This is a genomic window from Erwinia sp. 1181_3 (assembly GCF_052824965.1).
Window position 1 is genome coordinate 675,783 of sequence record NZ_VTDE01000002.1, and the last position, 26,098, is coordinate 701,880.

At 52.7% G+C, this 26,098-nt stretch carries 28 protein-coding genes and 2 pseudogenes; 11 read left to right on the forward strand and 19 right to left on the reverse strand.

Translation table 11 applies throughout. The annotated features are described in order from the left end of the window. Window positions 1-50: 50 nt before the first annotated feature. From bioD to bioB, 4 genes are read right to left on the reverse strand one after another with little or no spacing between them, the layout of a single operon-like run. Entirely contained in the window at window positions 51-719 is a 669-nt protein-coding gene (gene bioD / locus FY046_RS07470) for a dethiobiotin synthase (protein ID WP_212815937.1), read from the reverse strand. After that, entirely contained in the window at window positions 712-1,470 is a 759-nt protein-coding gene (gene bioC, locus FY046_RS07475; RefSeq protein ID WP_446185922.1) for a malonyl-ACP O-methyltransferase BioC, read from the reverse strand. Before bioC ends, bioD begins: the two co-directional genes overlap by 8 nt. Continuing rightward, window positions 1,454-2,605 carry an 8-amino-7-oxononanoate synthase gene (gene bioF, locus FY046_RS07480; protein WP_446185923.1) on the reverse strand — a complete coding sequence of 384 codons (1,152 nt, stop codon included), beginning with the start codon at window positions 2,603-2,605 and terminating at the stop codon, window positions 1,454-1,456. The genes bioC and bioF overlap by 17 nt, the downstream gene beginning before the upstream one ends. Then, window positions 2,605-3,636 (reverse strand): biotin synthase BioB, encoded by a 1,032-nt coding sequence (bioB, locus tag FY046_RS07485; protein WP_171149348.1) that lies wholly within the window; start codon window positions 3,634-3,636, stop codon window positions 2,605-2,607. The genes bioF and bioB overlap by 1 nt, the downstream gene beginning before the upstream one ends. A gap of 89 nt (window positions 3,637-3,725) precedes the next feature. Here bioB and bioA point away from each other — a divergent pair, with 89 nt between their 5' ends. The 4 genes from bioA to FY046_RS07505 all read left to right on the forward strand — a co-directional run bounded on the left by bioA (window position 3,726) and on the right by FY046_RS07505 (window position 7,315). Further along, on the forward strand, window positions 3,726-5,012 hold the full coding sequence (gene bioA / locus FY046_RS07490; RefSeq protein WP_446185924.1) for an adenosylmethionine--8-amino-7-oxononanoate transaminase: 1,287 nt from the start codon (window positions 3,726-3,728) through the stop codon (window positions 5,010-5,012). Between the two features lie 90 nt (window positions 5,013-5,102). Continuing rightward, window positions 5,103-6,149 (forward strand): NADP-dependent oxidoreductase, encoded by a 1,047-nt coding sequence (locus tag FY046_RS07495; protein WP_133841186.1) that lies wholly within the window; start codon window positions 5,103-5,105, stop codon window positions 6,147-6,149. Then, complete coding sequence (locus FY046_RS07500) at window positions 6,146-6,826, forward strand: type 1 glutamine amidotransferase domain-containing protein (RefSeq protein ID WP_133841187.1); 681 nt, start codon at window positions 6,146-6,148, stop codon at window positions 6,824-6,826. The genes FY046_RS07495 and FY046_RS07500 overlap by 4 nt, the downstream gene beginning before the upstream one ends. 12 nt (window positions 6,827-6,838) lie before the next feature. Beyond that, the gene (locus FY046_RS07505) at window positions 6,839-7,315 is read left to right on the forward strand and encodes a kinase inhibitor (RefSeq protein ID WP_159338062.1); all 477 of its coding nucleotides are present in this window, start codon (window positions 6,839-6,841) and stop codon (window positions 7,313-7,315) included. Between the two features lie 70 nt (window positions 7,316-7,385). Here the strand turns inward: FY046_RS07505 and ampC are convergent, their stop codons facing one another. Next, window positions 7,386-8,501: a class C beta-lactamase gene (ampC, locus tag FY046_RS07510; RefSeq protein WP_212814422.1), complete on the reverse strand. Its 1,116-nt coding sequence runs from the start codon at window positions 8,499-8,501 to the stop codon at window positions 7,386-7,388. A 134-nt stretch (window positions 8,502-8,635) separates the two neighbouring features. Between ampC and ampR the strand changes: the two genes are divergently transcribed. Beyond that, the gene (gene ampR, locus FY046_RS07515; RefSeq protein WP_212815932.1) at window positions 8,636-9,514 is read left to right on the forward strand and encodes a LysR family transcriptional regulator AmpR; all 879 of its coding nucleotides are present in this window, start codon (window positions 8,636-8,638) and stop codon (window positions 9,512-9,514) included. 61 nt (window positions 9,515-9,575) lie between these two features. Here ampR and FY046_RS07520 read toward each other — a convergent pair whose 3' ends face one another. The 10 genes and pseudogenes from FY046_RS07520 to pgl form a co-directional block, all read right to left on the reverse strand. Further along, entirely contained in the window at window positions 9,576-10,031 is a 456-nt protein-coding gene (locus FY046_RS07520; RefSeq protein WP_446185925.1) for a DUF943 family protein, read from the reverse strand. A 16-nt stretch (window positions 10,032-10,047) separates the two neighbouring features. After that, window positions 10,048-10,509 (reverse strand): DUF943 family protein, encoded by a 462-nt coding sequence (locus tag FY046_RS07525; RefSeq protein WP_446185926.1) that lies wholly within the window; start codon window positions 10,507-10,509, stop codon window positions 10,048-10,050. After that, a complete protein-coding gene (locus tag FY046_RS07530; RefSeq protein WP_446185927.1) occupies window positions 10,499-11,347 on the reverse strand; it encodes a YPO3983 family protein in 849 nt (282 codons plus the stop codon). The genes FY046_RS07525 and FY046_RS07530 overlap by 11 nt, the downstream gene beginning before the upstream one ends. 460 nt (window positions 11,348-11,807) lie before the next feature. Continuing rightward, a complete protein-coding gene (locus tag FY046_RS07535) occupies window positions 11,808-12,269 on the reverse strand; it encodes a DUF943 family protein (RefSeq protein WP_446185928.1) in 462 nt (153 codons plus the stop codon). Continuing rightward, window positions 12,259-12,609, reverse strand: a pseudogene (locus FY046_RS07540) (YPO3983 family protein); the annotation flags it as partial. The gene FY046_RS07535 and the pseudogene FY046_RS07540, both read right to left, overlap by 11 nt. Beyond that, window positions 12,594-13,025, reverse strand: a complete 432-nt coding sequence (locus FY046_RS07545; protein ID WP_446185929.1) for a DUF943 family protein — start codon at window positions 13,023-13,025, stop codon at window positions 12,594-12,596. The gene FY046_RS07545 and the pseudogene FY046_RS07540, both read right to left, overlap by 16 nt. A gap of 19 nt (window positions 13,026-13,044) precedes the next feature. Next, a pseudogene (locus tag FY046_RS07550) lies at window positions 13,045-13,374 on the reverse strand (YPO3983 family protein); the annotation flags it as partial. 45 nt (window positions 13,375-13,419) lie between these two features. Beyond that, the gene (locus FY046_RS07555) at window positions 13,420-13,881 is read right to left on the reverse strand and encodes a DUF943 family protein (protein ID WP_339505744.1); all 462 of its coding nucleotides are present in this window, start codon (window positions 13,879-13,881) and stop codon (window positions 13,420-13,422) included. Next, a complete protein-coding gene (locus tag FY046_RS07560) occupies window positions 13,871-14,716 on the reverse strand; it encodes a YPO3983 family protein (RefSeq protein ID WP_339505743.1) in 846 nt (281 codons plus the stop codon). The genes FY046_RS07555 and FY046_RS07560 overlap by 11 nt, the downstream gene beginning before the upstream one ends. Window positions 14,717-15,105: 389 nt before the next feature. Next, window positions 15,106-16,098 (reverse strand): 6-phosphogluconolactonase, encoded by a 993-nt coding sequence (pgl, locus tag FY046_RS07565; RefSeq protein ID WP_446185930.1) that lies wholly within the window; start codon window positions 16,096-16,098, stop codon window positions 15,106-15,108. A 143-nt stretch (window positions 16,099-16,241) separates the two neighbouring features. On the opposite strand from pgl, the gene FY046_RS07570 reads away from it, so the two are divergent. Beyond that, the gene (locus FY046_RS07570) at window positions 16,242-17,060 is read left to right on the forward strand and encodes a pyridoxal phosphatase (protein WP_133841199.1); all 819 of its coding nucleotides are present in this window, start codon (window positions 16,242-16,244) and stop codon (window positions 17,058-17,060) included. Here the strand turns inward: FY046_RS07570 and modC are convergent, their stop codons facing one another. The 4 genes from modC to FY046_RS07590 form a co-directional block, all read right to left on the reverse strand. Then, a complete protein-coding gene (modC, locus tag FY046_RS07575) occupies window positions 17,061-18,119 on the reverse strand; it encodes a molybdenum ABC transporter ATP-binding protein ModC (RefSeq protein WP_133841200.1) in 1,059 nt (352 codons plus the stop codon). Then, a complete protein-coding gene (modB, locus tag FY046_RS07580) occupies window positions 18,119-18,808 on the reverse strand; it encodes a molybdate ABC transporter permease subunit (RefSeq protein WP_133841201.1) in 690 nt (229 codons plus the stop codon). Before modB ends, modC begins: the two co-directional genes overlap by 1 nt. 149 nt (window positions 18,809-18,957) lie before the next feature. Further along, window positions 18,958-19,728, reverse strand: a complete 771-nt coding sequence (gene modA, locus FY046_RS07585) for a molybdate ABC transporter substrate-binding protein (RefSeq protein ID WP_159337422.1) — start codon at window positions 19,726-19,728, stop codon at window positions 18,958-18,960. A 152-nt stretch (window positions 19,729-19,880) separates the two neighbouring features. Continuing rightward, on the reverse strand, window positions 19,881-20,045 hold the full coding sequence (locus FY046_RS07590; protein ID WP_133841203.1) for an AcrZ family multidrug efflux pump-associated protein: 165 nt from the start codon (window positions 20,043-20,045) through the stop codon (window positions 19,881-19,883). A gap of 147 nt (window positions 20,046-20,192) precedes the next feature. Here FY046_RS07590 and modE point away from each other — a divergent pair, with 147 nt between their 5' ends. From modE to galM, 5 genes are all read left to right on the forward strand, one after another. Beyond that, window positions 20,193-20,972, forward strand: a complete 780-nt coding sequence (gene modE, locus FY046_RS07595; RefSeq protein WP_133841204.1) for a molybdenum-dependent transcriptional regulator — start codon at window positions 20,193-20,195, stop codon at window positions 20,970-20,972. 19 nt (window positions 20,973-20,991) lie between these two features. Further along, on the forward strand, window positions 20,992-22,467 hold the full coding sequence (gene modF / locus FY046_RS07600; protein WP_133841205.1) for a molybdate ABC transporter ATP-binding protein ModF: 1,476 nt from the start codon (window positions 20,992-20,994) through the stop codon (window positions 22,465-22,467). A gap of 263 nt (window positions 22,468-22,730) precedes the next feature. Beyond that, entirely contained in the window at window positions 22,731-23,774 is a 1,044-nt protein-coding gene (galT, locus tag FY046_RS07605) for a galactose-1-phosphate uridylyltransferase (RefSeq protein WP_133841206.1), read from the forward strand. Between the two features lie 2 nt (window positions 23,775-23,776). Continuing rightward, window positions 23,777-24,925, forward strand: coding sequence for a galactokinase (galK, locus tag FY046_RS07610; RefSeq protein ID WP_133841207.1), 1,149 nt, complete (start codon window positions 23,777-23,779; stop codon window positions 24,923-24,925). Further along, window positions 24,919-25,950: a galactose-1-epimerase gene (gene galM, locus FY046_RS07615; protein ID WP_159337426.1), complete on the forward strand. Its 1,032-nt coding sequence runs from the start codon at window positions 24,919-24,921 to the stop codon at window positions 25,948-25,950. Before galK ends, galM begins: the two co-directional genes overlap by 7 nt. The last annotated feature ends 148 nt before the right edge of the window (window positions 25,951-26,098 follow it).

The window sequence follows — 26,098 nt, forward strand, 5'->3', positions numbered from 1 at the left end:
CTACAGGATATCGTAGGGGCGGCCCCTGTTTTCTGGTCCGCCAGTCAGCCTCAAGGTAGCGTAATAAAACGCCCTAAATCCTCTCTCCCCTGCCCGGTCAGATGCGGGATTTCACCCAGTAACGGTGCGGGTATACGTTGTTTCAGCGTAGCCAGATATTCCTGATGCCGTTGACCCGGCGGCTGAATACCGTTCGCAATCCATCCTGCCAGTGATAAACCGGCAGACTGTACCGCCAGTACGGTCAGCAGCGCATGGTTGATACATCCCAGCTTCATCCCCACCACCAGAATCACCGGCAGCTGCATCTGCTGCACCCAATCGGCAAACGTCAGGGTGTCCGACAGCGGCGTAAACCAGCCACCCGCCCCCTCCGTCAGCACCCAATCCGCCTGCTGTGCCACCGCATCAAGCCCGTCAGAAAGCTGCTGTGCAGTAATCGTCCGCTGCTCCACGGCACTGATAATATGCGGTGAGGTCGGTTCAACAAAGGCCAGCGGATTCACCACATCGTAGGGTAGCCTGACCGCGCTGTTACGTTGCAATGCCAGAGCATCTTCATTACGAATCCCTTCCGGGGTGATCTCACTGCCGGAGGCAACTGGCTTATAGCCTGCGCAGCGATAGCCCGCGGCCCGTGCCGCCTGGAGTAACGCACAGCTGGCCACGGTTTTTCCCACTTCAGTATCCGTTCCGGTCACAAACCAGCGTTTATTCACGTTCCATCACTCCTGAAACCAGTTGATAACTGAGCAGGCAACCGCGCACATCACGCGGCCAGACCTGTTCAAGCTGTTGCAGCTGTCCACGGCTAAGCGGCCGTTCTTCGCGGCCCTGATGCAGATGGGTGGCACCGATGCCTTTTAAGGAACGAAGCAGACTCAGGACATCCGGGAAGGCCAGCGTCAACGTGTAAGGGGTCAGCGTCAGTGCACTGCCCGCCGCCGCCTGTTCAATCCTGCTCAGGCTGGCAAACGTGTTAACCGGCGCCGCCCGTCCGAGCACCTGCCAGGCCTGCTGCACTTCAGCAAGTGACCCGGCTGCAAGCGTAGAGAACAGCACCTGACCGCCCGGTTTCGTCACCCGTTGCAGCTCACGCAGCGCTTGTGATAAATCGCTGCACCACTGAACGGCCAGATTGCTCCAGCAGCGATCAAAGCGGGCATCGGCAAACGGCAGCGCCTCGATATCGCCGGGCTGGTAATGGTCCGCAGCGTGGCTGTTCGCTGCCTGCTGAAGCATTTTTTCCGACAGATCCAGTGCCGTGACCTGATGCCCGGCAGCACGCCAGCGCTGGCTGAACCAGCCGGTGCCACAGCCAGCATCCAGCACCTGCAGCGTGTGACCGGGGCGTGCCAGCGCCATCAGGTGTTCACCGCACTGACGCTGAAGATCCGCATGTTGGTTATAGCAGTGTGCTGCGCGCCCGAAGGCTGCCGCTACGGCATGCTTATCAACGGTTTGCTGCATGGAGAGCCTCCAGAAGCCGATCGATATCCTCCGTGCGATGAGCCGAACTGAGAGTAATACGCAGACGTGACGTCCCCGGCGGCACGGTGGGGGGGCGGATGGCGCTGACCCAGCAGCCGCGTTCACGCAGCCGCTGCGACAATGTCAGCGCCGCCTGTTCATCACCGACCATCAGGGGCTGGATGGCACTGTCGGAGGATGCCAGTGACCAGGGCAAACCAGCCGCCTGCTGGCGGAAGTAGTGAATGTTGGCCGACAGCTGCTCGCGCAGACCCTCGCCTTGCCGGATACAGCCGAGGGCCGCCTGCAGTGCGCAGACCTGCGCAGGCGGCATCGCGGTGCTGTAAATCAGGTGACGGGCAAACTGCAGCAGGTACTCGGCAGTGTCCTCATTGCACAGCACCGCTGCGCCGCTGACACCAAAGGCTTTGCCGAAGGTGACAATAAGCAGCTCCGGTTTCACCCCCTGCTGCCAGCAGCTGCCGCGCCCGTGCTCGCCGCAGACGCCGATACCGTGCGCATCATCCACCAGCAGCCAGCCGCCCTGTGCCAGAGAGAGCTGATGCAGTTCTGCCAGCGGGGCACGGTCGCCGTCCATACTAAAAATCCCCTCCGTCACAACCAGCGTTTCGCCGTTGGCAGGCAGAACCAGCAGCTGCGCCAGTGCCGACGACTGATTATGCGCGAAGCGCCGCAGCGTCGCCGGGCTAAGGCTGGCGGCTTCAAGCAACGAGGCATGGCACAGCTTATCGGCGAAGATCCGGTCATTTTTCGCCATCATCGCCGTGACAACAGCCTGGTTCGCCGCAAATCCTGAAATAAACAGTAATCCGCGATCGTATCCCAGCCAGTCGGCCAGCTCACTTTCCAGTGCGGCCTGAGGGGCGCGATAGCCGGTCACATGCGCCGAACCGCCTGCGCCAACGCCATAGCGCGCAGCGCCCTGCTGCCATGCGCTGATGATGCGGGCATCGTGGCTTAATCCGAGGTAATCATTCGCTGAGAAGTTCAGATAGTCCTGCCCCGCCACCCGCAGGCTGCGTGCATCCCCTTGCTGGCTAGGGTGGCGCTGGCGGTACTGCCCGCTGCTGCGCCGGGCGGTCAGTGCCTGTTCAATACGCTGTGACCAGCTCATTACAGCGCCGCGTTGTAGAACAGGTCGGTATCCGCAGTCATCAACTGGGCTGCCAGCGCCTGTTGCTGCTCGTTATCCCCGCTTTCCGTCTCCGTATGCTGCGGGTTCAGGCCCAGCTTGCGGAACAACACCCGGTCTTTGTCCTCTTCCGGGTTTGGCGTGGTCAGCAGCTTGCAGCCGTAGAAAATCGAATTGGCTCCGGCCATAAAGCACATCGCCTGGGTTTGCTCGCTCATCTGCTCACGCCCGGCAGAGAGGCGCACATGGGAACGCGGCATCATGATGCGCGCCACCGCAATGGTGCGTACAAAATCGAAGGGATCGACGTCATCGTTATCCGCCAGCGGGGTGCCTTTGACTTTGACCAGCATATTGATTGGCACGCTCTCCGGCGGGGTTGGCAGGTTGGCCAGCTGCACCAGCAGGCCAGCACGATCGCTGACTGTTTCTCCCAGCCCGACGATGCCACCGGAACAGACTTTGATCCCGGCATCGCGCACTTTGCCCAGCGTATCCAGTCGCTCCTGATAGCTACGGGTGGTGATGATGCTGCCGTAAAACTCCGGCGAGGTATCCAGGTTATGGTTATAAAAATCCAGCCCGGCATGCGCCAGTCGCTGCGCCTGCTGCTCGCTCAAGGTGCCCAGCGTCATGCAGGTCTCCATCCCCATCGCTTTTACCCCCTGCACCATCTGCTCCAGGTAAGGCATATCGCGCTCGTGCGGGTTTTTCCATGCGGCGCCCATGCAGAAGCGTCCGGATCCGGCGGCCTTGGCTTTACGCGCTGAACTGAGCACCTCCTCCACTTCCATCAGGCGTTCGGAGGTTAGCCCGGTTTTATAACGCGAGCTTTGCGGACAGTATTTACAGTCTTCGGGGCAGGCCCCGGTTTTGATCGACAGCAGCGTGCTGACCTGCACCTGACGCGGATCAAAGTACTGGCGATGGATTTGCTGCGCCTCAAACATCAGTTCGAGAAAAGGTTTATCAAACAGCGCCTGTGCCTGAGAAAGGGTCCAACGAGTTGCCATTGCTTGCTCCAAAAAAGTCTGTCATTTGTCTTCACGGCCTGGTTATACTTGTAAACTAAATTTTTTATTTTTGGTTTACAAGTGATTTTATGACCCCTGACGATCTCGCCTTTGACCGTGAGCATATCTGGCACCCTTACACCTCAATGAGCCAGCCGCTTCCCTGCTACCCGGTGGTCGCTGCCGCTGGCACCTCGCTGGAACTGGCGGATGGCCGCCAGCTGGTGGACGGCATGTCCTCGTGGTGGGCGGCGATCCACGGCTACAACCATCCGCGCCTTAACCAGGCGTTACAGACGCAGATGGCGCAGATGTCCCATGTGATGTTCGGCGGCGTCACGCATCCGGCGGCGGTTGCGCTGTGCCGTCGTCTGGTGGCGATGACGCCACAGAATCTGACGTGCGTATTCCTGGCAGACTCGGGGTCCGTCGCCGTTGAAGTGTCGATGAAAATGGCCTTGCAGTACTGGCAGGCGAAGGGAGAAAAACGCCAGCGTTTCCTCACCCTGCGTAACGGCTATCATGGCGATACCTTTGCGGCGATGTCGGTGTGCGACCCGCAAAACTCGATGCACAGCCTGTATCAGGGCTATCTGCCGGAACATCTTTTTGCACCTGCGCCGCCGCGTTTCGATCAACCGTGGCAGGCACAAGATGCCAATGAGCTGGAATCGTTGATTGTTGAGCATCATCGCCAGCTGGCGGCGGTGATCCTCGAACCTATCGTGCAGGGTGCAGGCGGCATGCGCTTTTATCATCCGCGCTATCTGCAACGGGTGCGTGAGCTGTGTGACCGCTATCAGCTGTTGCTGATCGCCGATGAGATCGCGACCGGATTTGGCCGTACCGGCAAATTGTTTGCCTGTGAACATGCGGCCATCAGCCCGGACATTCTCTGCGTGGGGAAAGCGCTGACCGGCGGCACCATGACACTCTCAGCAGCCCTGACGACACGCCAGGTGGCAGACACCATCAGCAACGGCGCCGCCGGTTGCTTTATGCACGGTCCAACGTTTATGGGCAATCCGCTGGCCTGCGCCGTGGCATCAGAGAGCCTGGCAATATTGCAGGAGAACCACTGGCAGGCGCAGGTGGCAAACATTGAGCGACAGCTACGCACGGCACTGTTGCCCTTGAGCACACAGCCGGAAGTGGCCGATGTGCGGGTGCTGGGGGCGATTGGCGTGGTGGAGACGCACAGAAGCGTCAATATGGCGGCGATGCAGCAGTTCTTTGTTGAACAGGGTGTGTGGATCCGCCCGTTCGGGCAATTGATTTATCTGATGCCGCCTTACGTGATCACTTCACAGGCGCTGACACAGCTTACGGACGCCGTCAGTGCCGCTATAGCACATCCTGCCCTGTTTAATTGTTAACAATGGAGGCAGTCTCCAGGCAGCCGTCAGCGTGATGCGCTACGCTTTTATCAGGTTTTGCGCGGCCTGCTGCCGCAAACAGGAGATAACATGCCACAAGATAAACAGACCAACCGTCGGCTGCTGCTGGCCTCTCGTCCGCACGGCGCACCGACTACGGCGAATTTCCGCCTCGAGGCACAGCACGTTCCTGAACCCGCTGCCGGACAGGTGCTGTTGCGCACTGTCTGGCTGTCGCTCGACCCTTATATGCGTGGACGCATGAGCGATGCCCCTTCCTATGTGCCACCCGTCGCCCTTAATGAGGTGATGTGTGGCGGAACCGTATCGATTGTTGAGCGCTCTGAGCACGCAGATTTTGCCGCCGGGGACTGGGTGCTGAGTTACAGCGGCTGGCAGGATTTCGCGATCTCCAGCGGAGAAGAGCTGGTGAAACTCAGCGGCCCGGTGCTGAAGCATCCATCCTGGGCGCTGGGAATGCTCGGGATGCCGGGCTTTACCGCCTATATGGGACTGCTGGATATCGGTAATCCCCAGGCGGGAGAAACCGTGGTGGTCGCCGCCGCGACAGGTGCCGTTGGCTCCCTCGTTGGCCAGATTGCCAAACTGAAAGGCTGCCATGTGGTGGGCATTGCAGGCGGTGCGGAGAAATGCCGCTACGCCGAAGACGTGCTGGGCTTTGATCGCTGCCTCGATCACCGTGATGACAACCTGGCCGAACAGCTGAGCCGTCATTGCGCCGATGGCATTGACGTCTATTTCGAAAGCGTTGGTGGCAAGGTGTTTAATGCCGTGCTCCCGCTGATGAACACCAAAGGACGCATTCCGGTCTGTGGCCTGATTGCCGACTATAACAGCACCGGGCAGCACGCCGGATCGGACCGCCTGCCGCTGCTGCAAAGCGCCATCCTGAAAAAACGCCTGCGCGTTGAGGGCTTTATCATTACTCAGGATTATGGCCACCGCTTTGATGAGTTCTTCCGCCAGATGAGCCAGTGGGTGGCTGAAGAGCGCCTGGTATTCCGTGAAGATATTATCGACGGGCTGGATAATGCGCCGGAGGCGTTTATCGGTATGCTGGAAGGGAAAAACTTCGGCAAGTTGGTGGTGCGTGTGGCAGGAGATAAACCCTCATGAAGTTATTAATGGTATTAACCTCGCACGATAAACTGGGCGATACCGGCCATAAAACCGGTTTCTGGCTGGAAGAGTTTGTTGCGCCTTATTATGTTTTCCGTGATGCCGGGATCACCGTAGAGCTGGCTTCTCCGCTGGGCGGACAACCCCCGCTCGATCCGGTCAGCGACGAGCCGGATGCACAAACCCGCGACACCGAACGTTTCCGCAGTGACGTGGAGGCACAGCAGGCGCTGGCCCATACGCAACGTCTGGATGCTATCGATGCCAGCCAGTTTGATGCGGTGTTCTATCCTGGCGGGCACGGCCCGCTGTGGGATCTGGCCGAGAATGCCGACAGTATTCAGCTGATCGAAACGCTGTTTGCTCATGGCAAACCGGTGGGCACCGTCTGTCATGCGCCGGGCGTACTGCGTCATACCAAAAAACCCGATGGCACGCCCATCGTTGCCGGGAAACGGGTGACCGGGTTTACCAACAGCGAAGAAGCCGCCGTTGGCCTGACGAATGTGGTACCTTTTCTGGTCGAGGACGAGCTGAAGAAGCTTGGCGGTCAGTTTGAACACACTGATAACTGGGGTGTTTATGTGCTGACCGATGGCCACCTGGTCACCGGACAAAATCCGGCCTCTTCCGCAGCGGCGGCAGAAGAGCTGCTGAAGCTACTACACCAATAAATGGGGGATGACATGAAATTAAGCAGCCAGAATTTTAACGACGGAGACAAGTTGCCGGAACGCCAGGTGCTGAACGCCATGGGTTACCAGGGTGATAATCTGTCGCCACATCTGGCCTGGGACGATGTTCCCGCAGGGACAAAAAGTTTTGTGGTCACCTGTTACGATCCTGATGCCCCTACCGGTTCTGGCTGGTGGCACTGGGTGGTAGCTAACCTGCCCGCCGACACGCGTGAACTTCCCGAAGGTGCCGGTTCCGGCAAAGTCGATTTGCCAACGGGTTCAGTGCAAACGCGCACGGACTTCGGCAGCGCGGGCTACGGCGGCGCGGCCCCGCCTAAAGGTGAATCCCACCGCTATATCTTCACCGTTCATGCCATTGACGTTGAAGTGCTGGAAGTGGATGAGAACGCCAGCGGTGCGTTGGTAGGCTTTAACGTGCACTTCCATTCACTGGGCAGTGCATCCATAACGGCGATGTATGCCTAATTCACGTTAAAATCTAATGTTGAAAGAGGCGGGGGCGTTTCCCTTCCGGCACAATGCCCCCGCCTCACTATTACTCTAAAGCTTTGACTATTTGCATGGCGACTTTTACCCGCAAGGTATTGGGATAGTTTTTATTCGCCAGCATGACAATACCGATCTGTTTTTGCGGGATAAAGGCAACATAGGCTCCAAAGCCCCCTGTAGCGCCCGTTTTGTGTACCCATGATGCCTTCACCCGTGGATGCGATTGCGCATCCCGCACCTGCTGGGGCCCCAGAGCCACCGGACTATCAGCGCCTCTGATGGCCAGTGTTGACTGTTCTGGCCAGTCAAGCATCTCCCAGCCAAGTCCCTGATATAACGCATCAGTGCGATAATAACGCGTCTGGGCAAGTGCCAACCCCTGCTGCAATGTCTTATCCCCAACCTGTTCAGGATTCATATTGGCCTGCATCCAGCGCAACATATCTTTTATGGACGACTTCACACCGTAGGATTCTGCATCCAGCATGCCAGGCGATACGCGGACGGGTTTCCCATCGCGATAACCCCACGCATAAGCATTTTCGCTGGCTTCTGGTACGGTAATAAATGTGTGTGTGAGTTTTAGCGGCGTCAATACACGCTGCTGCATCGCCTGTTCAAAGGAGAGTCCCGTTGGCTTGACCGCGAGCATACCAAAAAGTCCGATACTGCTATTCGCATACTGCCGCGTCTCTCCCGGAGCCCACTGAGGTTGCCACTGTTGATAGAAGTTTTTCAGCCTGTCTTCATCCGTAACGGCATCCGGAACCTGGAGGGGCAAGCCACCTGCCGTATACGTTGCCAGTTGTAGTAGCGTAATATTGCGCCACTGAGGAAGATTAAGTGCCGGCCAGTATTGACTGGCACGATCGTTCAGCGCGATCTCACCTTTTGCCACCGCCACGCCCCCCAGCACACCGGTGAACGTTTTACTCACCGAACCCAGTTCAAAAAGGGTGTCCTGAGTCACCGGGAGATGCTGCTCTTTATCTGCCATACCCCAGGTAAAATAGTAAGGTTTGCCTTTTACCAGGACCGCCACTGCCATACCCGGAATGTTTTGCTGATCGATAAGGGGTTTAATCGCCTGGCTGACCGTTGTTTCCACATCAGGAGCCGCCACGGCACCCAATGAGTATGCCGATGCCAGTACAGCCACCATCACAGCCTGAGAACGTAATTTCACTGTTTCTAACCTTCCATATTCTTGAACAGCAGTCAGTTTGACGGGTTTGACAATCAGCAACAAACTGTTAATTTTTACACCTGATAAAAGAAAATCTTACAGGTAAATCCGTGACCCGTCCTTACATCCCTCTCAATGCGCTAAGAGCGTTTGAAGCAGCTGCGCGCCATCTAAGTTTTACTAATGCAGCAGTTGAACTGAATGTAACGCATGCGGCCGTGAGCCAGCAGGTAAAGTCGCTTGAGCAGCAGTTGGGTTGCTCGTTATTTATCCGTGTTGCTCGCGGTCTGATGCTGACCACGGAAGGCGAGAATTTGTTACCGGTCTTAAACGAATCTTTTGATCGTATTGCCAATACGCTGGACCGTTTCTCTGCGGGTAAGATGCGCGAAAAATTAAAAGTGGGGGTGGTTGGCTCCTTTGCTACTGGTTTGCTGTTGCCGCGCCTGGAGGATTTCAACCACCGTCATCCGCATATTGAGCTGCAACTGTCCACACACAATAATCGGGTTGACCCCGCAGCCGAAGGTCACGATTACACCATCCGCTTCGGTAGCGGTGCCTGGCACGGCACCGAGGCGACGTTAATTTGTGATGCCCCGTTTTCACCGCTCTGTCATCCCACGATAGCCCGTCAGTTACAGCAACCGGCGGACGTGCATAAATTTACGCTGTTGCGGTCATTTCGTCGTGACGAGTGGAGCCACTGGTTGCACAGTCTTAACGAACTCCCACCTTCTCCCTCACATCCGGTGATGATTTTCGACTCTTCGCTGACGATGATCGAGGCTGCCTTGTTGGGAGCGGGCATTGCGCTGGCACCAGTTAAGATTTTTCATCACCTGCTACAAACGGAGAAAATTGTTCGCCCTTTTGACGCTGAAATCCACCTTGGAGGCTATTGGCTGACACGGTTGCAGTCCCAGCCAGAAAGTGAGGCAATGACGATGTTTTCCGACTGGCTTAACAGGCAGTTTAAAGAGAGTTAATGAGGAGTAAGCGGACCTGCCAGATGATCCCCCACAGAATCAATGCTCCTGGCCAATATGATTACTCCTGGCGCTTTCTTTTTACGATCAGACCATTATCCTGAAGGATGTAAACCCCACCACTTACGGTGAAACTTGCAGGGCTATTTATATTATGGCCAATTGTTATCACTTTGTTCTTATCAATACAGTTGATGGGAGGAGGCATATCATCAAAACATAGACTATCATATCCATCTCCTTCTTTATAACCATCGCCAAAATCCCACAGTATCACATGATATCGCCCATCCTTACTTGGTCTGGGAATGTTGTATTTTTCTTTTAATATCGCTTTATTTTTTAACCACCATTTTATTTTTCCTTCATCTGTAAAAGGATAGTCTTTAACTAAAACCTCACTATAGTTACCGTCCTGATGGACAGCGATGACTTTCACTGAACGAAATGATAACCAGAGTAAAAAACTAACCAATACCATCATTATCACCAAGATAAGCACTCTTTTCTTAGTCAATGTTAACAATATTTCCTTAATCCGATTTTGTTTTTACGATCAGACCATTATCCTGAAGGATGTAAACCCCACCACTTACGGTAAAATCTGTTACATTGTATTTATTTCGACCAACCGTAATCAGTTTGTTTTTATCAATACAGTTTTTCGGTGGGTGCATATCTTCAAAACATAATCGGTCATACTTACCCTCTTCTTTATACCCTTTATCGAAATCCCAGAATACAACATGATATCCGCCATCCTCATCAGGTTTAGGGATATTATACTTCTCTTTTAATACCTCTTTATTTTTCAACCACCAGTCCATTTTTCCCGTATCAGTAAGAGGATAGTCTTTAACTAAAACATCACTGTAACTACCGCTCTGATGAATGGCAATGATTTTCACTGGCCGAGACCATAACCATAATAAATAGCCACCAATAGCCATGATCACCAGCATTATGGCCTTTATTTTTTTTTTGCTATTTAACATTACGCTCACCTGTAATCTCAATGGTAGCTTCCATATTCGTCATAAACGGTTTAAAAGCAAACTTACTGTAACGTTGAAGGATAAACCAGATACGGAATAAATTGAAATTTCTGTATTTCCAGTTTTGGACATCCTGGTTATCCAAGCCAAAATGGTCCTGAATTTTATAATGTATAACAGCGCGAAAACGTTCATTTTCTATCTTCAGAGATTTAATGGTAATATGTGTAGCCCAAGTATCATGCACGCTAATTCCCATTCCATTTACCCGATCCTCAATACGGTCGAATTTTGGAAGTATGCTGCGGTTTATAGCTTCAGTAAGTTCATTTTTCCATTTTAAAGGGTAATGACAATTACCCCAGTCAATTCTGTCTCTTAACGTTTTTTGTAATAATAATCTCGAACTATATTTATCTGATCTATCAGTCAATATTTGCTCCCTCAGTGCCGAATCTAACCTCGAACTGCTAAAATCCAGACCTTTTTTATGCTGCATATGGGTGATCATCTCAATGATGTTATCCCGATAGGGACCGTAAAAAGAGAATAATTTTGCGCACTCACGGAACTCATCAAACAGAATATTGATGCACTCTTGTTTGCTAATCGACTCCGCCTTCCAGGCGGATGAGGCTGCAGGATAGGTGGTAGGCACTTGCTGGTGCTTTTTTCGTGCCAGCGTCCAGGGATCTACCCTGTCAGAGACAGTTGCAAGGCCAAAATCTCTTTTCAGCTGTTCCGCGCTTAAATCACCGCAGCACATATCGTTAGCGCCGAAGTCATCCATGCGCTTCTTAGTGGTGAAAATGGTGCAGGGGAAAGATAATGCCGACATTGAAAACGCTCCTTGTGTTGAAAAATAGTCATCCTGACGCTGACTTTCTGTCAGTTCTCATGCGGCATCAGAGAAAGTGTCATTCAGTTGCCGACAACGTAATTTATCGATCACCGTCTGTGTTTCCAAATTAATATGATGATAAAAACCAAAAGTGCAGCACAGATCATAGTTATTGATAAATAGTAAAAATACGAATAGTAACAGGAGGTGTCAACACCTCGCCCATTACAGCTAGTTATAATAAACCTCTATAAAAACCATAGACAACAGAAAAAACATTCCTTCTTTAATTAAAATCAACAACCTCCATTCAATTAGATTTTATTCTCACACTATCATCCTGATGAACGGCGACAATCTTCATTGTCCGACACAACAGCCATAATATAGCCCCAGCGAATACAATAACCATCAGTAGGATAAGCACTCTTTTTTAATCAACTTTAAAAACATTATTTTAATCCGATTTTCTTTTTACGATGAGGCCATTGTCCTGAAGGATGTAAACTCCATCATCACCGATGAACTTGGTGACATTATATTTATCGCGACTGATTATCATGAGCGAGTTTTTGTCTACGCAGTTTACTGGTGGTTTCATATCCTCAAAACAAAGACGATCGTATTTATCCAACTCCTTATAACCGTCATCAAAATCCCACAGTATTACATGATACCGCCCCTGCTTATCTAGTTTGGGTATATTATACGTCTCCTTTACCATTTCTTTATTTTTTAACCACCATTCCATTTTTCCTGCATCAGTAAACGGATAATTTTTTATTAATACGATGCTATAACTATCACTCTGATGAGCGGCGATAATCTTTACTGGCCGACACCATAACCATAATATATAACCACCAATAATCATGATTATCAGAACCATGAACTTTCTTTTTTTATAACTATTTAACATTACGCTCACCAGTAATCTCAATGGTAGCTTCCATATTGGTCATAAACGGTTTAAAGGCAAACTTGCTATAGCGCTGAAGGACAAACCAGAGACGAAACAAGCGAAGCTGCCTGAACTTCCAATCCAGGACATCCTGGTTATCCAACCCAAAATGGTCCTGGATTTTATAATGTAGAACAGCGCGAAAACGATTACCGTTTATTCTTAGCGAATTAAAAATTATCTGGGTGGCCCAGGTATCATGCACGCTAATTCCCATACCGTTAAACCGATCCTGAATGCGATCAAACTTTGGGAGTCTACTATCACTCCCGAAACTCATCATCAATTCCGTTTTCTTTTTACGAACTGACCATTATCCTGAAGAATATAATACTCGTTACCCACGGTAATTTGAGTTATGTTGTCTTTACTGTGTTGGATGATCATCATCGCATTCTTATCAACGCAGTTGATAGGTGGTTTCATATCATCAAAGCACAGACGATCATATTTACCCTCTTCTTTATAACCCTCATCAAAATCCCACAGTATCACACGATATCGCCCATCCTCATCGGGTTTAGGAGTATTATACTTCACCTTTAGCATCTCTTTATTTTTTAACCACCATTTCATTTTTTCCCTATCAGAGAAAGGATAGTCCTTGACCAAGATAACACTATAACTACCTCTCTGATGAACGTTTATGACTTTCATTGGACGATACCACAACCATAATAAATACCCACCAACGATTATGACCAACAGCATCATGAACTTTCTTTTTTTAGAACTATTTAACACGACGTTCACCAGTAATCTCAATGGTAGCTTCCATAATCGTCATAAACGGTTTAAAAGCAAACTTACTGTAACGTTGAAGGACAAACCAGATACGGAACAGGTTAAATTGCCTGAATTTCCAGTTCTGTATATCCAGATTATCCAGCCCAAAATGATCCTGGATTTTATAGTATACGACAGCGCGAAAACGATTATTTTCCACCTTCAGGGATTTGATAGTAATCTGGGTGGCCCAGGTATCATGCACGCTAATTCCCATCCCGTTGAACCTATCCTTAATGCGATCAAATTTTGGCAGTATTCCGCTATCTATCGCATCAGTAGGATAAGCACTCTTTTTTTAATCAACTTTAAAAACATTATCTTAATCCGATTTTCTTTTTACGATGAGGCCATTGTCCTGAAGGATGTAAACTCCATCATCAAGTGTGAAATCTGTAACGTTGTATTTATCGCGACTAACGGTCATCATCGCATTTTTATCCACACAGTTTTTGGGTGGTTTCATATCCTCAAAACAAAGACGATCGTATTTATCCAACTCTTTATATCCCTCGTCAAAATCCCACAATGTTACATGATATCGTCCCTGCTTATCTAGCTTGGGTATATTATACGTCTCCTTTACCATTTCTTTATTTTTTAACCACCATTCCATTTTCCCTGCATCAGTAAACGGATAATTTTTTACTAATACGATGCTATAACTACCACTCTGATGAACGGCGATTATTTTTACTGGACGACACCATAACCATAATATGTAACCACCAATAATCATGATTATCAGAACCATGAGCTTTCTTTTTTTAGAACTATTTAACATTACGCTCACCTGTAATCTCAATGGTAGCTTCCATATTGGTCATAAACGGTTTAAAGGCAAAATTACTGTAACGCTGAAGGACAAACCAGATACGGAATAAATTGAAATTCCTGTATTTCCAGTTTTGGATATCCTGGTTATCCAAGCCAAAATGGTCCTGAATTTTATAATGCACAACAGCGCGAAAACGATTGCCGTCTATTCTTAGCGACTTAATACTGATCTGGGTTGCCCAGGTATCATGCACGCTAATTCCCATACCGTTAAACCGATCCTGAATGCGATCAAACTTTGGAAGTCTACCTTTGAATATCGCATCTGTAAGTTCATTTTTCTCATTTGAAGGATAGTAACCATTTTCCCAATCAATATTTTTTATTAACGTTTTTTGTAATAACAACCGTGAACTATTTTCGTTTGATTGATCAGTCAGTATTTGTACTCTCAATGCCGAATCCAGCCTCGAACTGCTAAAATCCAGACCCTTCTTATGCTGCATATGGGTGATCATCTCAATGATGTTATCCCGATAGGGACCGTAAAAAGAGAATAATTTTGCGCACTCACGGAACTCATCAAACAGGATATTGATGCACTCCTGTTTGCTAATCGACTCCGCCTTCCAGGCGGATGAGGATGCAGGATAAGTGGGCACTTGCTGGTGCTTTTTTCGTGCCAGCGTCCAGGGATCAACCCTGTCAGAGACAATTGCAAGGCCAAAATCTCTTTTCAGCTGTTCCGCGCTTAAATCACCGCAGCACATGTCATTGGCGCCGAAGTCATCCATACGTTGCTGGGTGGTAAAAATGTTACAGGGAAAAGATAATGCGGACATTGAAAACATTCCTTGTTTTTAAAAATAGTCATCCTGACGCTGACTTCCTGTCAGTTCTCATGCGGCATCAGAGAAAGTGTCATTCAGTTGCCGACAACGTAATTTATCGGTCGCAGTCAGTACATCCTAATTAATATGAGGATAAAAACCAAAAGTGCAGCATAGATCATAATTATTGAGAAATGGTAAAAATACGATTGGAAAAAAATATGCTACTTTTCGTTATGGTTATTTTGACTCAACCCTCTTCATTATTATCTGAGTCCGTTACGCTAAGCGGTAATCAATCATCTTTAATAATGCTTCATGTTATCTCTCTCAGACCAATAAAAAAGGCCAGCCAGAATATGGCCGACCCTTGATATTTACTGACTGAAAAATTAACGCGATTAATCCAGCTGGTGAACCACCACCCACATTGGTCCCTGCCCTACCGCATAGCGTGCCAGCGGTTGTAACAGGCCACGGTCGGCTGTGATTTTATACACTTCGATATGGTGCGACTTCTGCCCTGCTGCCACCAGGTACTGGCCGCTATGGTCGATGTTGAAACCACGTGGCTGCGTTTCCGTAGGCTGATGGCCTTCAACGGTCAGGGTTGCGCCCTCGGTGCTGATGCTGAACGCGGTAATAATGCTGGCGGTACGGTCGCAACTGTACAGATGACGGCCATCCGGCGTGATATGAATATCGGCCGCCCAGCGGGTATCGCTGAAACCTTCCGGCATCATATCCAGGCTCTGTACTTTCTCCACTTCATCTTTACTGATATCCCAGACGTCAACCGTGCTGTCCAGTTCATTCACGCAGTAGGCGTAACGCTGGTTAGGGTGGAACACCATATGGCGCGGACCGGCCCCTTTGGTGGTGTTCAGCTCAGACTGCGCTCGCGGCGTCAGTTCGCCGCTGTCAGACAGGTTGAACAAAGCGATACGGTCCTGCTTCAGTGCCGGAACAAACAGCGTCTGATTGGTCAGATCGATATTGGCCGAATGGCAACCTTCCAGACCGTTTACAATCTGCGTTGGCGCACCCGGCAGGCCATCAGCGCCAATCGGGCTGACGCTGACGAAAGCATCGTTATAAGAGCCGACGAAAATGAAGTGCCCCTGGCGGTCGGTAGAGATATGCGTCGGGCTGCCTGTGAGCGGTGCATGGCCCGCTTCTTTCAGTTTACCTTCGGCATCAATACGATAGGCGACCACACGGAAATCCGGGCGCACGCCGACATAAAGAAACTTTTTGTCCGGGCTGACCACCATCGGCTGCACCTGGCCTGGGGCATCAACCACCTGCAACAACGTCAGTGCGCCGTCATCATTCAGCTGCCAGGCGTGGATCTGATGGCTCTCTGGGCTGGCGGTATAAACAACTTGTTTCATGAATGCTCCTTGTTCTGAACGGGAAATCGGTAAGTGGCTTTTCTCTTCATCTTCGGATGATGCTTTCTCTCTGTGCCGCCAGTTTTGTGGCTGGCGTCACAAGGTGTACACTTATTGACTTCTTTTGAGCCACGGGAACTGTTATGAGCTATCGCATCATCGCCCTCGATCTGGACGGCACGCTGTTAACCCCTTCCAAAACCATACTGCCAGAATCACTGGAAGCGCTCAAAAAGGCGCAACAGGCCGGCATAAAAATCCTGATCGTGACGGGTCGCCATCATGTGGCCATCCATCCTTTTTATCAGGCACTGGCGCTGGATACACCTGCAATCTGCTGCAATGGCACTTATTTGTATGATTATCAGGCAAAAACAGTCTTGCAAAGTGACCCGTTGCCCAAAGAACAGGCGCTGCGTGTGATTGAGATGCTCGACACCGCGGGGATCCACGGTCTGCTTTACGTCGATGATGCGATGCTGTACCAGACAGAAACCGGCCATGTGACGCGCACCATTAACTGGGGGCTGTCACTGCCTGAAGCCCAGCGTCCGACATTCTTGCAGGTCAATAGCCTGGCAGATGCGGCAAGAAATGCGCAGTCGATCTGGAAATTTGCCCTGTCTCATGCAGACACCACAGCGCTGCAACAGTTCGCTGAAAAGGTCGAAGCCGAGATGGGCCTGGCCTGTGAATGGTCATGGCATGATCAGGTGGATATCGCCAAAGCGGGCAACAGCAAGGGTAAACGACTGGCGCAATGGGTGGCCGCCAACGGTTACCAGATGAGTGACGTGATCGCCTTTGGCGATAATTATAACGACCTCAGTATGCTGGAAACCGTGGGGTTAGGCGTGGCCATGGGCAACGCCGACGAAGCCATTAAAGCGCGGGCAAAACGCGTGATTGGCACCAATCTGGAAACCGGGATTGCCGACACTCTCTATCAGGAAGTGCTGTAATCAGGTGGTGATCGACACGCTTTTGATTTGAGCAAACAACCACATATTCGGTTTTATCATCAGTTCATCGCGAGCCCAGGGCGTGATACGCGCCCATAGCTCGCTTTGCCCCACCAGCAGCTTCACTTCCACCTGGTTATCAATCTCCAGCAGTTCAGCCACCTGCGCCGGGATGACGTTGCGGATGCTGCTGTTCACCGGTGGCTTGAGCACCAGCGATACATCGGCGGCCTGAATACGGATACGTAACGGCGTGCCCGCCGGGGAATCCACCCGATTCACCCAGATATGCTGATCGCCCAGCGACAGCGCCGTCATCTGATAATGCGGATGCTGTTCCAGCACCTGCACGCGCAGAATGCTGCTCTGATCACTTCTTGGCAGCCACGGACGCATGGCGCTGCTGGCCCAGACTCTCTCCAGTGCACCAAACGCTTTTACCTTCCCCTGATCGAGCACCATGACGTTATCGGCCAGATGCAGCAGTTCATCCAGGCTGTGGCTGACATAGAGGATTGGCGTAGAAACCTGGCGCGCCAGCGTTTGCAGCCAGGCCAGCAGTTCGCGCTTACGCGGTAAGTCGAGGGACGCCAGGGGTTCATCCATCAGCAACATGTCCGGGGCGGTCAGCAGCGCCCGGCCAATGGCAACGCGCTGTTTCTCACCACCGGATAATGACCACGGAAAACGATCGAGCAGGGATTCAAGCCCCAGCAGTTTGACCAGTGCATCGAACTGCGGGCGCATGCTTTTTACCATGCCGTATTCCAGATTACCGCGCACCCGGTAGTGCGGGAACAGGCGGGCATCCTGAAAGACATAACCAATACGCCGCTGCTCCGGCGGTAACCAGATGCCGGTGGCCGTATCACTCAGCACCCGATCGTTCAGCGTAATGCTGCCCTGCTGCGGTACGGTTAGCCCGCCAATGGCATTGATTAGTGAGGTTTTTCCCGCACCGGATACGCCAAAAATGGCCGTGACACCGCTGGCAGGCAGACTGGCCTTTACCGTCAGGGTGTGGTCGCCCTGCTGTTGAGTAAAATCGAGGATCAGCATCAGAGCCCTAAACGCTTACGACCCCAACGGGTCAGCCATTCGGAAAGGAGCAGGGAAACCAGCGCCAGCAGGATGGCGATCACGCACAGGCGCGCTGTCGCCCCTTCGGCCCCCGGCGTTTCAATCAGGGTATACATGGCAGAAGGCAGCGTACGGGTTTCGCCCGGAATATTGGAAACAAACGTAATGGTGGCGCCAAACTCGCCCAGCGATCGGGCAAAACCCAGCACCGTACCGGCAATAATACCCGGCAGCGTAAGCGGCAGGGTAATGGTGAAAAAGACCCGCCAGCGCCCGGCCCCGAGGGTACGTGCTGCCTGTTCGAGTTTGGTATCCACGGCCTCCAGCGCCAGACGGATAGCGCGCACCATCAGCGGAAAAGCAATCACCGCTGAGGCCAGTGCGGCACCGCGCCAGCTAAAGGCAAAACTGAAGCCGAACCAGTCATAAAGATACTCGCCAATAAAGCCGCGACGCCCGAATCCCAGCAGCAGCAAATAGCCCACCACCACCGGTGGCAGCACCAGCGGTAGATGGATAATGCTGTCGAGCAGGGTTTTTCCGGGGAACTGACGGCGCACCAGTAGCCATGCCATCAGGATCCCAAAAGGCAGACTACAGGCGACTGCGACCAGAGAAACTTTAAGACTCAGCGCTACGGCCTGCCATTCAGGATCGCTTAAAAACATCGTTTTAACCTTTATCTTTTAACCTGCAGCAGTGTTGGCTGCACTCCCTCACCCCAGTCACTGACTTTAGTCAGCTCCTGGGGATTCACTCACTTGCCGCCTTGCTGCAGCTTAAAATATTTTGGTTAATTTATCTTTTTAACCTGCAATTATAATGGCGCGAACCCGTACTTTTTGAACACAACCGCCGCTTCCGGCCCTTTCAGATAGTCATAAAACGCCTTCACACGGGCATTGTTATGGTCGGTGACGATCGCCAACGGATACTCAACCGGTTTATGGCTCTCTTTCGGGAAGATGCCGACCACGGTGACTTTCTTACTGGCTATGGCGTCAGAGCCGTAAACAATTCCGTAAGGGGTTTCATTACGCTCCACCAGCGCCAGCGCCGCACGCACGCTGTTACTGCGCGCCATTAGCGGGGAAAGTTGCTCCCATGCGCCCAGGTTTTGCAACGCTTCTTTGGCATAAATTCCCGCAGGAACATGGTCCGGGTCCCCGACGGCCAGACGCTGACCTTTTAGCAGGCTTTTCCAGTCGGTTGTTTTACTGATGTTCACCGGCTGTGGCTGACTGGCCGTTGGGGCCACCAGCACCAGGTCGTTACCCAACAGGGTCACACGACTGCCATTATCGATCGTTTTCTTCTCGCTGGCATAGTCCATCCACTGCTGATCGGCAGAGATAAACAGATCGGCCGGCGCACCCTGCTCAATCTGGCGAGCCAGCGTTGATGAGGAGGCAAACGAAGAGACGATTTTCACGTCCTTGCCCTTCTCATACTCGCTGGCAATATCCTGCAGCGCATTGGTCAGTGAAGCTGCCGCAAATACAGTCACGTTTTCTGCCGCGATGGCATGGCCACCAACGCTCAGGCTGACGGCGGCGGCGGCCAGCCAGTGATTCCATTTTACAGACATGTTTTCTCTCCAGTGGGTTCGTTATGTACTGAATAATATAACGATGCACTGGGATCTGTAACCGTAATTATCGGCATCTGAGGCGAGAAGTTTAGTGGGGCAGAAACGACAACGCCCGGCAGAGCCGGGCGCCGATCAGAAACAGGAGAGATTTACTGGGTAATCTGGTTTTTTTTCGCTGGCTGGTCTTTGCGGTGACCAATTTTGGAAATAACGTTGAATACTTCGCCCAGACCCCAAATCAGACCGAGGATAATCGCCATGACGATTGGCACCATGATAATGGCAACGGCAAGGCCTTTCAGTAACTCCAGCATGGAAACCTCATCTTACGGGATAAAAGAAGCATTGTAGCGGGCATGGTTAAGAAAGCACTGACCTTTTGTGCCTTCGTGCGCAATTTATTTGCCGCGCACTGATAGAATCAACCCAGACCCTTTATCTTGCCCCCTTCCGGAGTTCCTATGCAGGCCGATATTTCCCTGATCCTGAAACTGCAACAACGGCTGTTTGCCGACCCACGCCGTATTGAACTGCTGCGCCAGGTGAAAGAGAGTGGCTCGATCAGCCAGGGTGCCAAACTTGCGGGCATCAGCTATAAAAGTGCCTGGGATGCGATTAACGAAATGAATCAGCTGGCCGACCGGACGCTGGTGGATCGCGCCACCGGAGGAAAAGGCGGCGGCGGTGCCGTGGTCACCGCCTACGGCGAGCGCCTGCTGCAACTGTATGCCCTGCTGGAGCAGATTCAGCAAAAAGCGTTTGATGTCTTGCAGGATGACGCACTGCCAGGCAGTCTGTTAGGTGCCATTGCGCGCTTTTCACTGCAAACCAGCGCACGCAATCAGCTTTTCGGCACGCTTATCGCCCGCGATGAGCGTCCGGTGCAGCAGCATATAAGAGTGCAACTGGCCGACGGGCAGACACAAATCCAGGTCGCCCTGACGGAAGTAAGTGCCAATCGTCTGCAACTGACCCACGGCAAAGAGGTGCTGGTGCTGATTAAAGCGCCGTGGATTGAGGTGACTCGCGCTCCCACCCAGGCGGATAATCAGCTGGCCGGAACCGTGAGTCAGATTGAGCAGGGGGAAACCCACAGCGAGGTGTTGATTGCCGTGGGAGGCGGTGAAATCCTGTGCGCGACCGTGGATAATCTGCATATTGTGCAGCAAAAAATCGAACCGGGCGCCACTGTGACCGCCAGTTTTAATGCCGACCGCGTCATCATCGCGACGTTACTGTGAATCGAAAAGGGAAACGAGAATGCCAGTATTGCAGATTCGCCAGGGTATCTTCCGTCTGAACGATACCCGGGTACTTAACCTCAACGACCTGACCCTGACGGCCGGTGAAAGCTGGGCGTTTGTCGGCGCTAACGGTAGCGGTAAGTCCTCACTGGCCCGCGCCCTCTCAGGTGAACTGCCGCCCTCGAAAGGCAGCGTGACCAGCCAGTTTCAACGCCCCACCCGTTTATCGCTGGAGCAGTTACAAAAACTGGTAGCCGATGAATGGCAGCGTAATAACACCGATTTGCTGAGTGCTGATGAAGACGATACCGGCCTCACTGCCAGTGAAATTATTCAGGAAGCGGTACGCGATAACGTTCGCTGCCAGCAACTGGCTGCTCAGTTTGGTATTGAGCACCTGCTGACACGCCGTTTTAAGTATCTCTCGACCGGGGAAACCCGCAAAACGCTGCTCTGTCAGGCATTGATGGCGCAGCCCGATCTGCTGATCCTCGATGAACCGTTTGACGGTTTAGATGTGGCGTCACGCGCCAACCTTGCCGATGTCCTCGGCAACCTGCAACAGCAGGGATTAACGGTGGTGCTGGTGCTTAACCGTTTTGATGATATTCCTGATTTCATCGATCGGGTGGGCGTGCTGGCTGAATGCACCCTGACCCACACCGGTGAACGGCAGGCGATCCTGGCGGAAGCGCTGGTGGCGCAGCTGGCGCACAGTGAACAGCTGGCGGGCATGACACTGCCGGAAGCCGATGATGCCAGCGCGATCCCATTACTGGCGGAGGACGCACCGCTGATTACGCTGCGCGATGGCGTGGTGTCTTACAACGACCGTCCCATCCTGCATTCTCTCAGCTGGCAGGTGGAACGTGGCCAGCACTGGCAGATCACCGGCCCTAACGGTGCCGGAAAATCGACACTGCTCAGCCTGGTGACAGGCGATCACCCGCAGGGCTACAGCAACGATCTGACGCTGTTTGGCCGCCGCCGTGGCAGCGGGGAAACTATCTGGGATATCAAACAGCATATTGGTTATGTCAGCAGCAGTCTGCATCTCGACTATCGTGTCAGCAGCAGCGTGCGCAATGTGGTGATTTCCGGCTACTTTGACTCCATCGGGATTTATCAGGCGGTGTCCGACCGTCAGCAGGCGCTGGCAAAACAGTGGCTGGCGCTGCTGGGCATGAGCGGAGCCGTGGCGGATTCCCCTTTCCACGATCTCTCCTGGGGTCAGCAACGGCTGGTATTGATCGCCCGGGCGCTGGTGAAACATCCGGCGCTGCTCATCCTCGATGAACCTCTGCAAGGCCTGGACCCGATAAATCGCCTGCTGGTGCGCCGCTTCGTTGATGTGCTGATTGGAGAAGGCCGTACCCAACTGCTGTTTGTCTCGCACCATGCGGAGGATGCTCCGCAGTGCATTACTCATCGTCTGAGCTTTGTCGCTGATGGCGAGGGATATCGTTACACGCAGGACGCGTTGTCACTCTGACCTTTCGGGTCGATCGGAAAAAACGATCGACCCCTGCAGTTCGTGGCAACCTGACCGTTGCTTTTTTGGTGTAACCGCTACCATTATTCACCCCACCCTGCCTGATAACTCTCCAAGCCCGCACTATTTTTATTGATACTTCGGATTTTTCAGCTTGTGTAAACGATTCCATTTATACAAACTCGATCACGCTTTCAGCGCGTAGATTGTGCTATTTTTCTTTGCAGTTCAGAAATGCATAAACCCGGTTATCAGGACACAACATGCAGAAATTTAATCCGGTCGATCACCCTCATCGACGTTATAACCCGCTGTCCGATCAGTGGATTCTGGTTTCCCCTCACCGTGCCAAACGACCATGGCAGGGTGCACAGGAAACACCGTCGCAGGAAAAACTGCCTGCACACGATCCCGATTGCTTCCTTTGCCCGGGAAATACCCGTGTGACCGGGGATAAAAATCCCGATTACACCAGCACGTACGTTTTCACTAACGACTTCGCTGCGTTGATGACCGACACCCCGGATGCGCCAGAGAGCGACGACATCCTGATGCGTTGCGAGAGCGCACGCGGCACCAGCCGGGTGATCTGCTTCTCTCCGGACCACAGCAAAACGCTGCCCGAACTGACGCTGGCAGGCCTGGTCGATGTCGTAAAAACCTGGCAGGAACAAACGGCGGATCTGGGCCAGCACTATCCCTGGGTACAGGTGTTCGAGAACAAAGGCGCCGCAATGGGCTGCTCTAACCCGCATCCGCATGGCCAGATCTGGGCCAACAGTTTTCTGCCGAATGAAGCGAAGCGTGAAGACGATCTGCAACGCGCGTATCTTGCGAAACATGCCTCCCCGATGCTGGTTGATTACACGGCTCGCGAGCTGAACGATGGCAGTCGTACCGTAGTGGAAACGGAGCACTGGCTGGCCGTGGTGCCGTGGTGGGCGGCATGGCCGTTTGAAACACTGCTGCTGCCGAAAGCCCACGTGAAGCGCCTGCCCGACTTGAGCGAGGCACAACGCAGCGATCTGGCGCTGGCGCTGAAAAAGCTCACCAGTCGCTATGACAATCTGTTCCAGTGCTCTTTCCCCTATTCCATGGGCTGGCATGGCGCGCCGTTTAATGACGATGCCAATGACCACTGGCAGCTACATGCACATTTCTATCCACCGCTGCTGCGTTCAGCCTCGGTGCGTAAATTTATGGTCGGCTATGAAATGCTGGCTGAAACCCAACGTGACTTAACGGCCGAGCAGGCAGCAGAACGTCTGCGCGCCGTCAGCGATATTCATTTCCGTGAGGCGGAATAATCATGAGCTTACAGACCGCTACCCAACAGATTTTCAGTACCGTGTTCGGCTACGCGCCAACCCATACCCTTCAGGCACCGGGCCGCGTCAACCTGATCGGTGAGCATACCGACTACAACGACGGTTTTGTGCTGCCCTGTGCCATTGACTACCAGACTGTTATCGCCTGTGCAAAACGCAGCGACCGTCAGGTGCGGGTGATTGCCGCCGACTATGACAATCAGCAGGACATTTTCTCGCTGGATGAAGCGATCGTCAGCCACCCGGATCAGATGTGGTCTAACTATGTACGCGGCGTGGTAAAACACCTGCTGAAGCGTGCACCCGATTTTGCCGGTGCCGATATGGTGATCAGCGGCAATGTGCCACAGGGTGCCGGATTAAGTTCCTCAGCCTCGCTGGAAGTGGCCGTCGGTACCGTGTTCCAGCATCTGTATGAACTGCCTCTGGACGGTGCCGCCATTGCGGTAAACGGACAGGAAGCTGAGAATCAGTTTGTCGGCTGTAACTGCGGCATTATGGATCAACTGATCTCGGCATTGGGTGAGAAAGATCACGCCATGCTGCTCGATTGCCGCACGCTGGGCACGCGCCCGGTGCCGATGCCATCCGATATCGCGGTGGTCATTATCAACTCCAACTTCCGCCGCAGCCTGGTAGGCAGTGAATACAATACGCGCCGCCAGCAGTGTGAAGCCGGAGCACAATTCTTCGGCGAAACCTCACTGCGTGATGTGGAACTGAGCCAGTTTACCGCGCAGCAGGATCAGCTTGATCCGCTGGTGGCCAAACGTGTTCGTCATGTTCTGACGGAAAACGCTCGTACCCTTGAAGCCGCCGATGTCCTGGCGCGCGGCGATCTGGCCCGCATGGGCGTGCTGATGGCCGAGTCGCACGCCTCAATGCGTGATGACTTCGAAATCACCGTACCGCCGATCGACCAGTTGGTTGAGATTGTCAAAGCCACGCTCGGCGATCGCGGCGGCGTGCGCATGACCGGCGGTGGTTTCGGGGGTTGCATCGTAGCGCTGATGCCGTTCGATCTGGTGGACGAGGTCAAAGCCGCCGTAGCAGAACAGTACGAAGTAAAATCTGGCATTAAAGAGACCTTCTACGTCTGCAAAGCCTCAGCAGGAGCCGGCGAATGTTAACCCCAAATTCTCACGCGCCCGATGGGCAACCGTGGCGCATCACTACCCTGCGCAATCGCAATGGGATGGTCGCGACATTTATGGACTGGGGTGCCACCTGGCTCTCTGCCCGGGTCCCGATGGGCGATGGTCACGTTCGTGAGGCGCTGCTCGGCTGCGCCACGCCGTCAGACTATCTGGCACAGAGCGCTTACTTAGGTGCGACCGTAGGCCGCTATGCCAACCGCATTGCCCACGCACAGTTGCAGCATGACGGCCAGCGCATCGCACTCACTGCCAATCAGGGTGCGCATCAGTTGCACGGAGGCCCGGAGGGCTTCCACAACCGTCGCTGGCAGATTGTCTGTCAAAGCGACAGCGAAGTGGAATATCGCCTGGACTCTCCCGATGGCGATCAGGGATTCCCAGGCACGCTACTGGTATCGCTGCGCTACCATCTGGATGATGACAACACGCTGTCGATTCAGTATGACGCTACCGTGGATAAAGCCTGCCCGGTTAACCTGACGAATCATGCCTATTTCAATCTGGATGCGGAACACGGTGATGCACGTCAGCATCGCCTGTACCTGAATGCCGATCATTATCTGCCGGTGGATAGCGAAGGGATCCCCAATGCCCCACTGAAAGCCGTGGCAGGGACCAGTTTTGATTTCCGCCAGGCAAAATCGGTTGCACAGGATTTCCTCAGTGATGCCGATCAGCGCGCGGTAAAAGGCTACGATCACGCCTATTTGTTAAATAACAGCGCGGCACAGCCCGCTGCCACGTTGTGGTCTGCCGATGGCAAACTGCAACTTAACGTCTTTACCAGTGCCCCGGCATTACAGCTTTATAGCGGGAATTATCTGGAAGGTACTCCGGCGCGCGAACAGGGCGTCTATACTGCTTTCCAGGGTATTGCGCTGGAGAGCGAGTTCCTACCCGACTCGCCTAACCACCCTGAGTGGCCACAGCCCAACTGCTGGCTGCAACCAGGTGAATCGTATCAGTCGATAACGCGTTATCAACTGACTGCGGTTTGATAAAGCGCATGAAAATCGCGCATCGCGAGCGTTACGGACTTACGCGCTGCGCAGAATTCAGCTATGGTAATGCACATTAAAATTGCCGCGTTGTCGTCTCCGGCAGTTTACCGGTCACCATTATCATAGAAACGTAAAGTTATTAAGG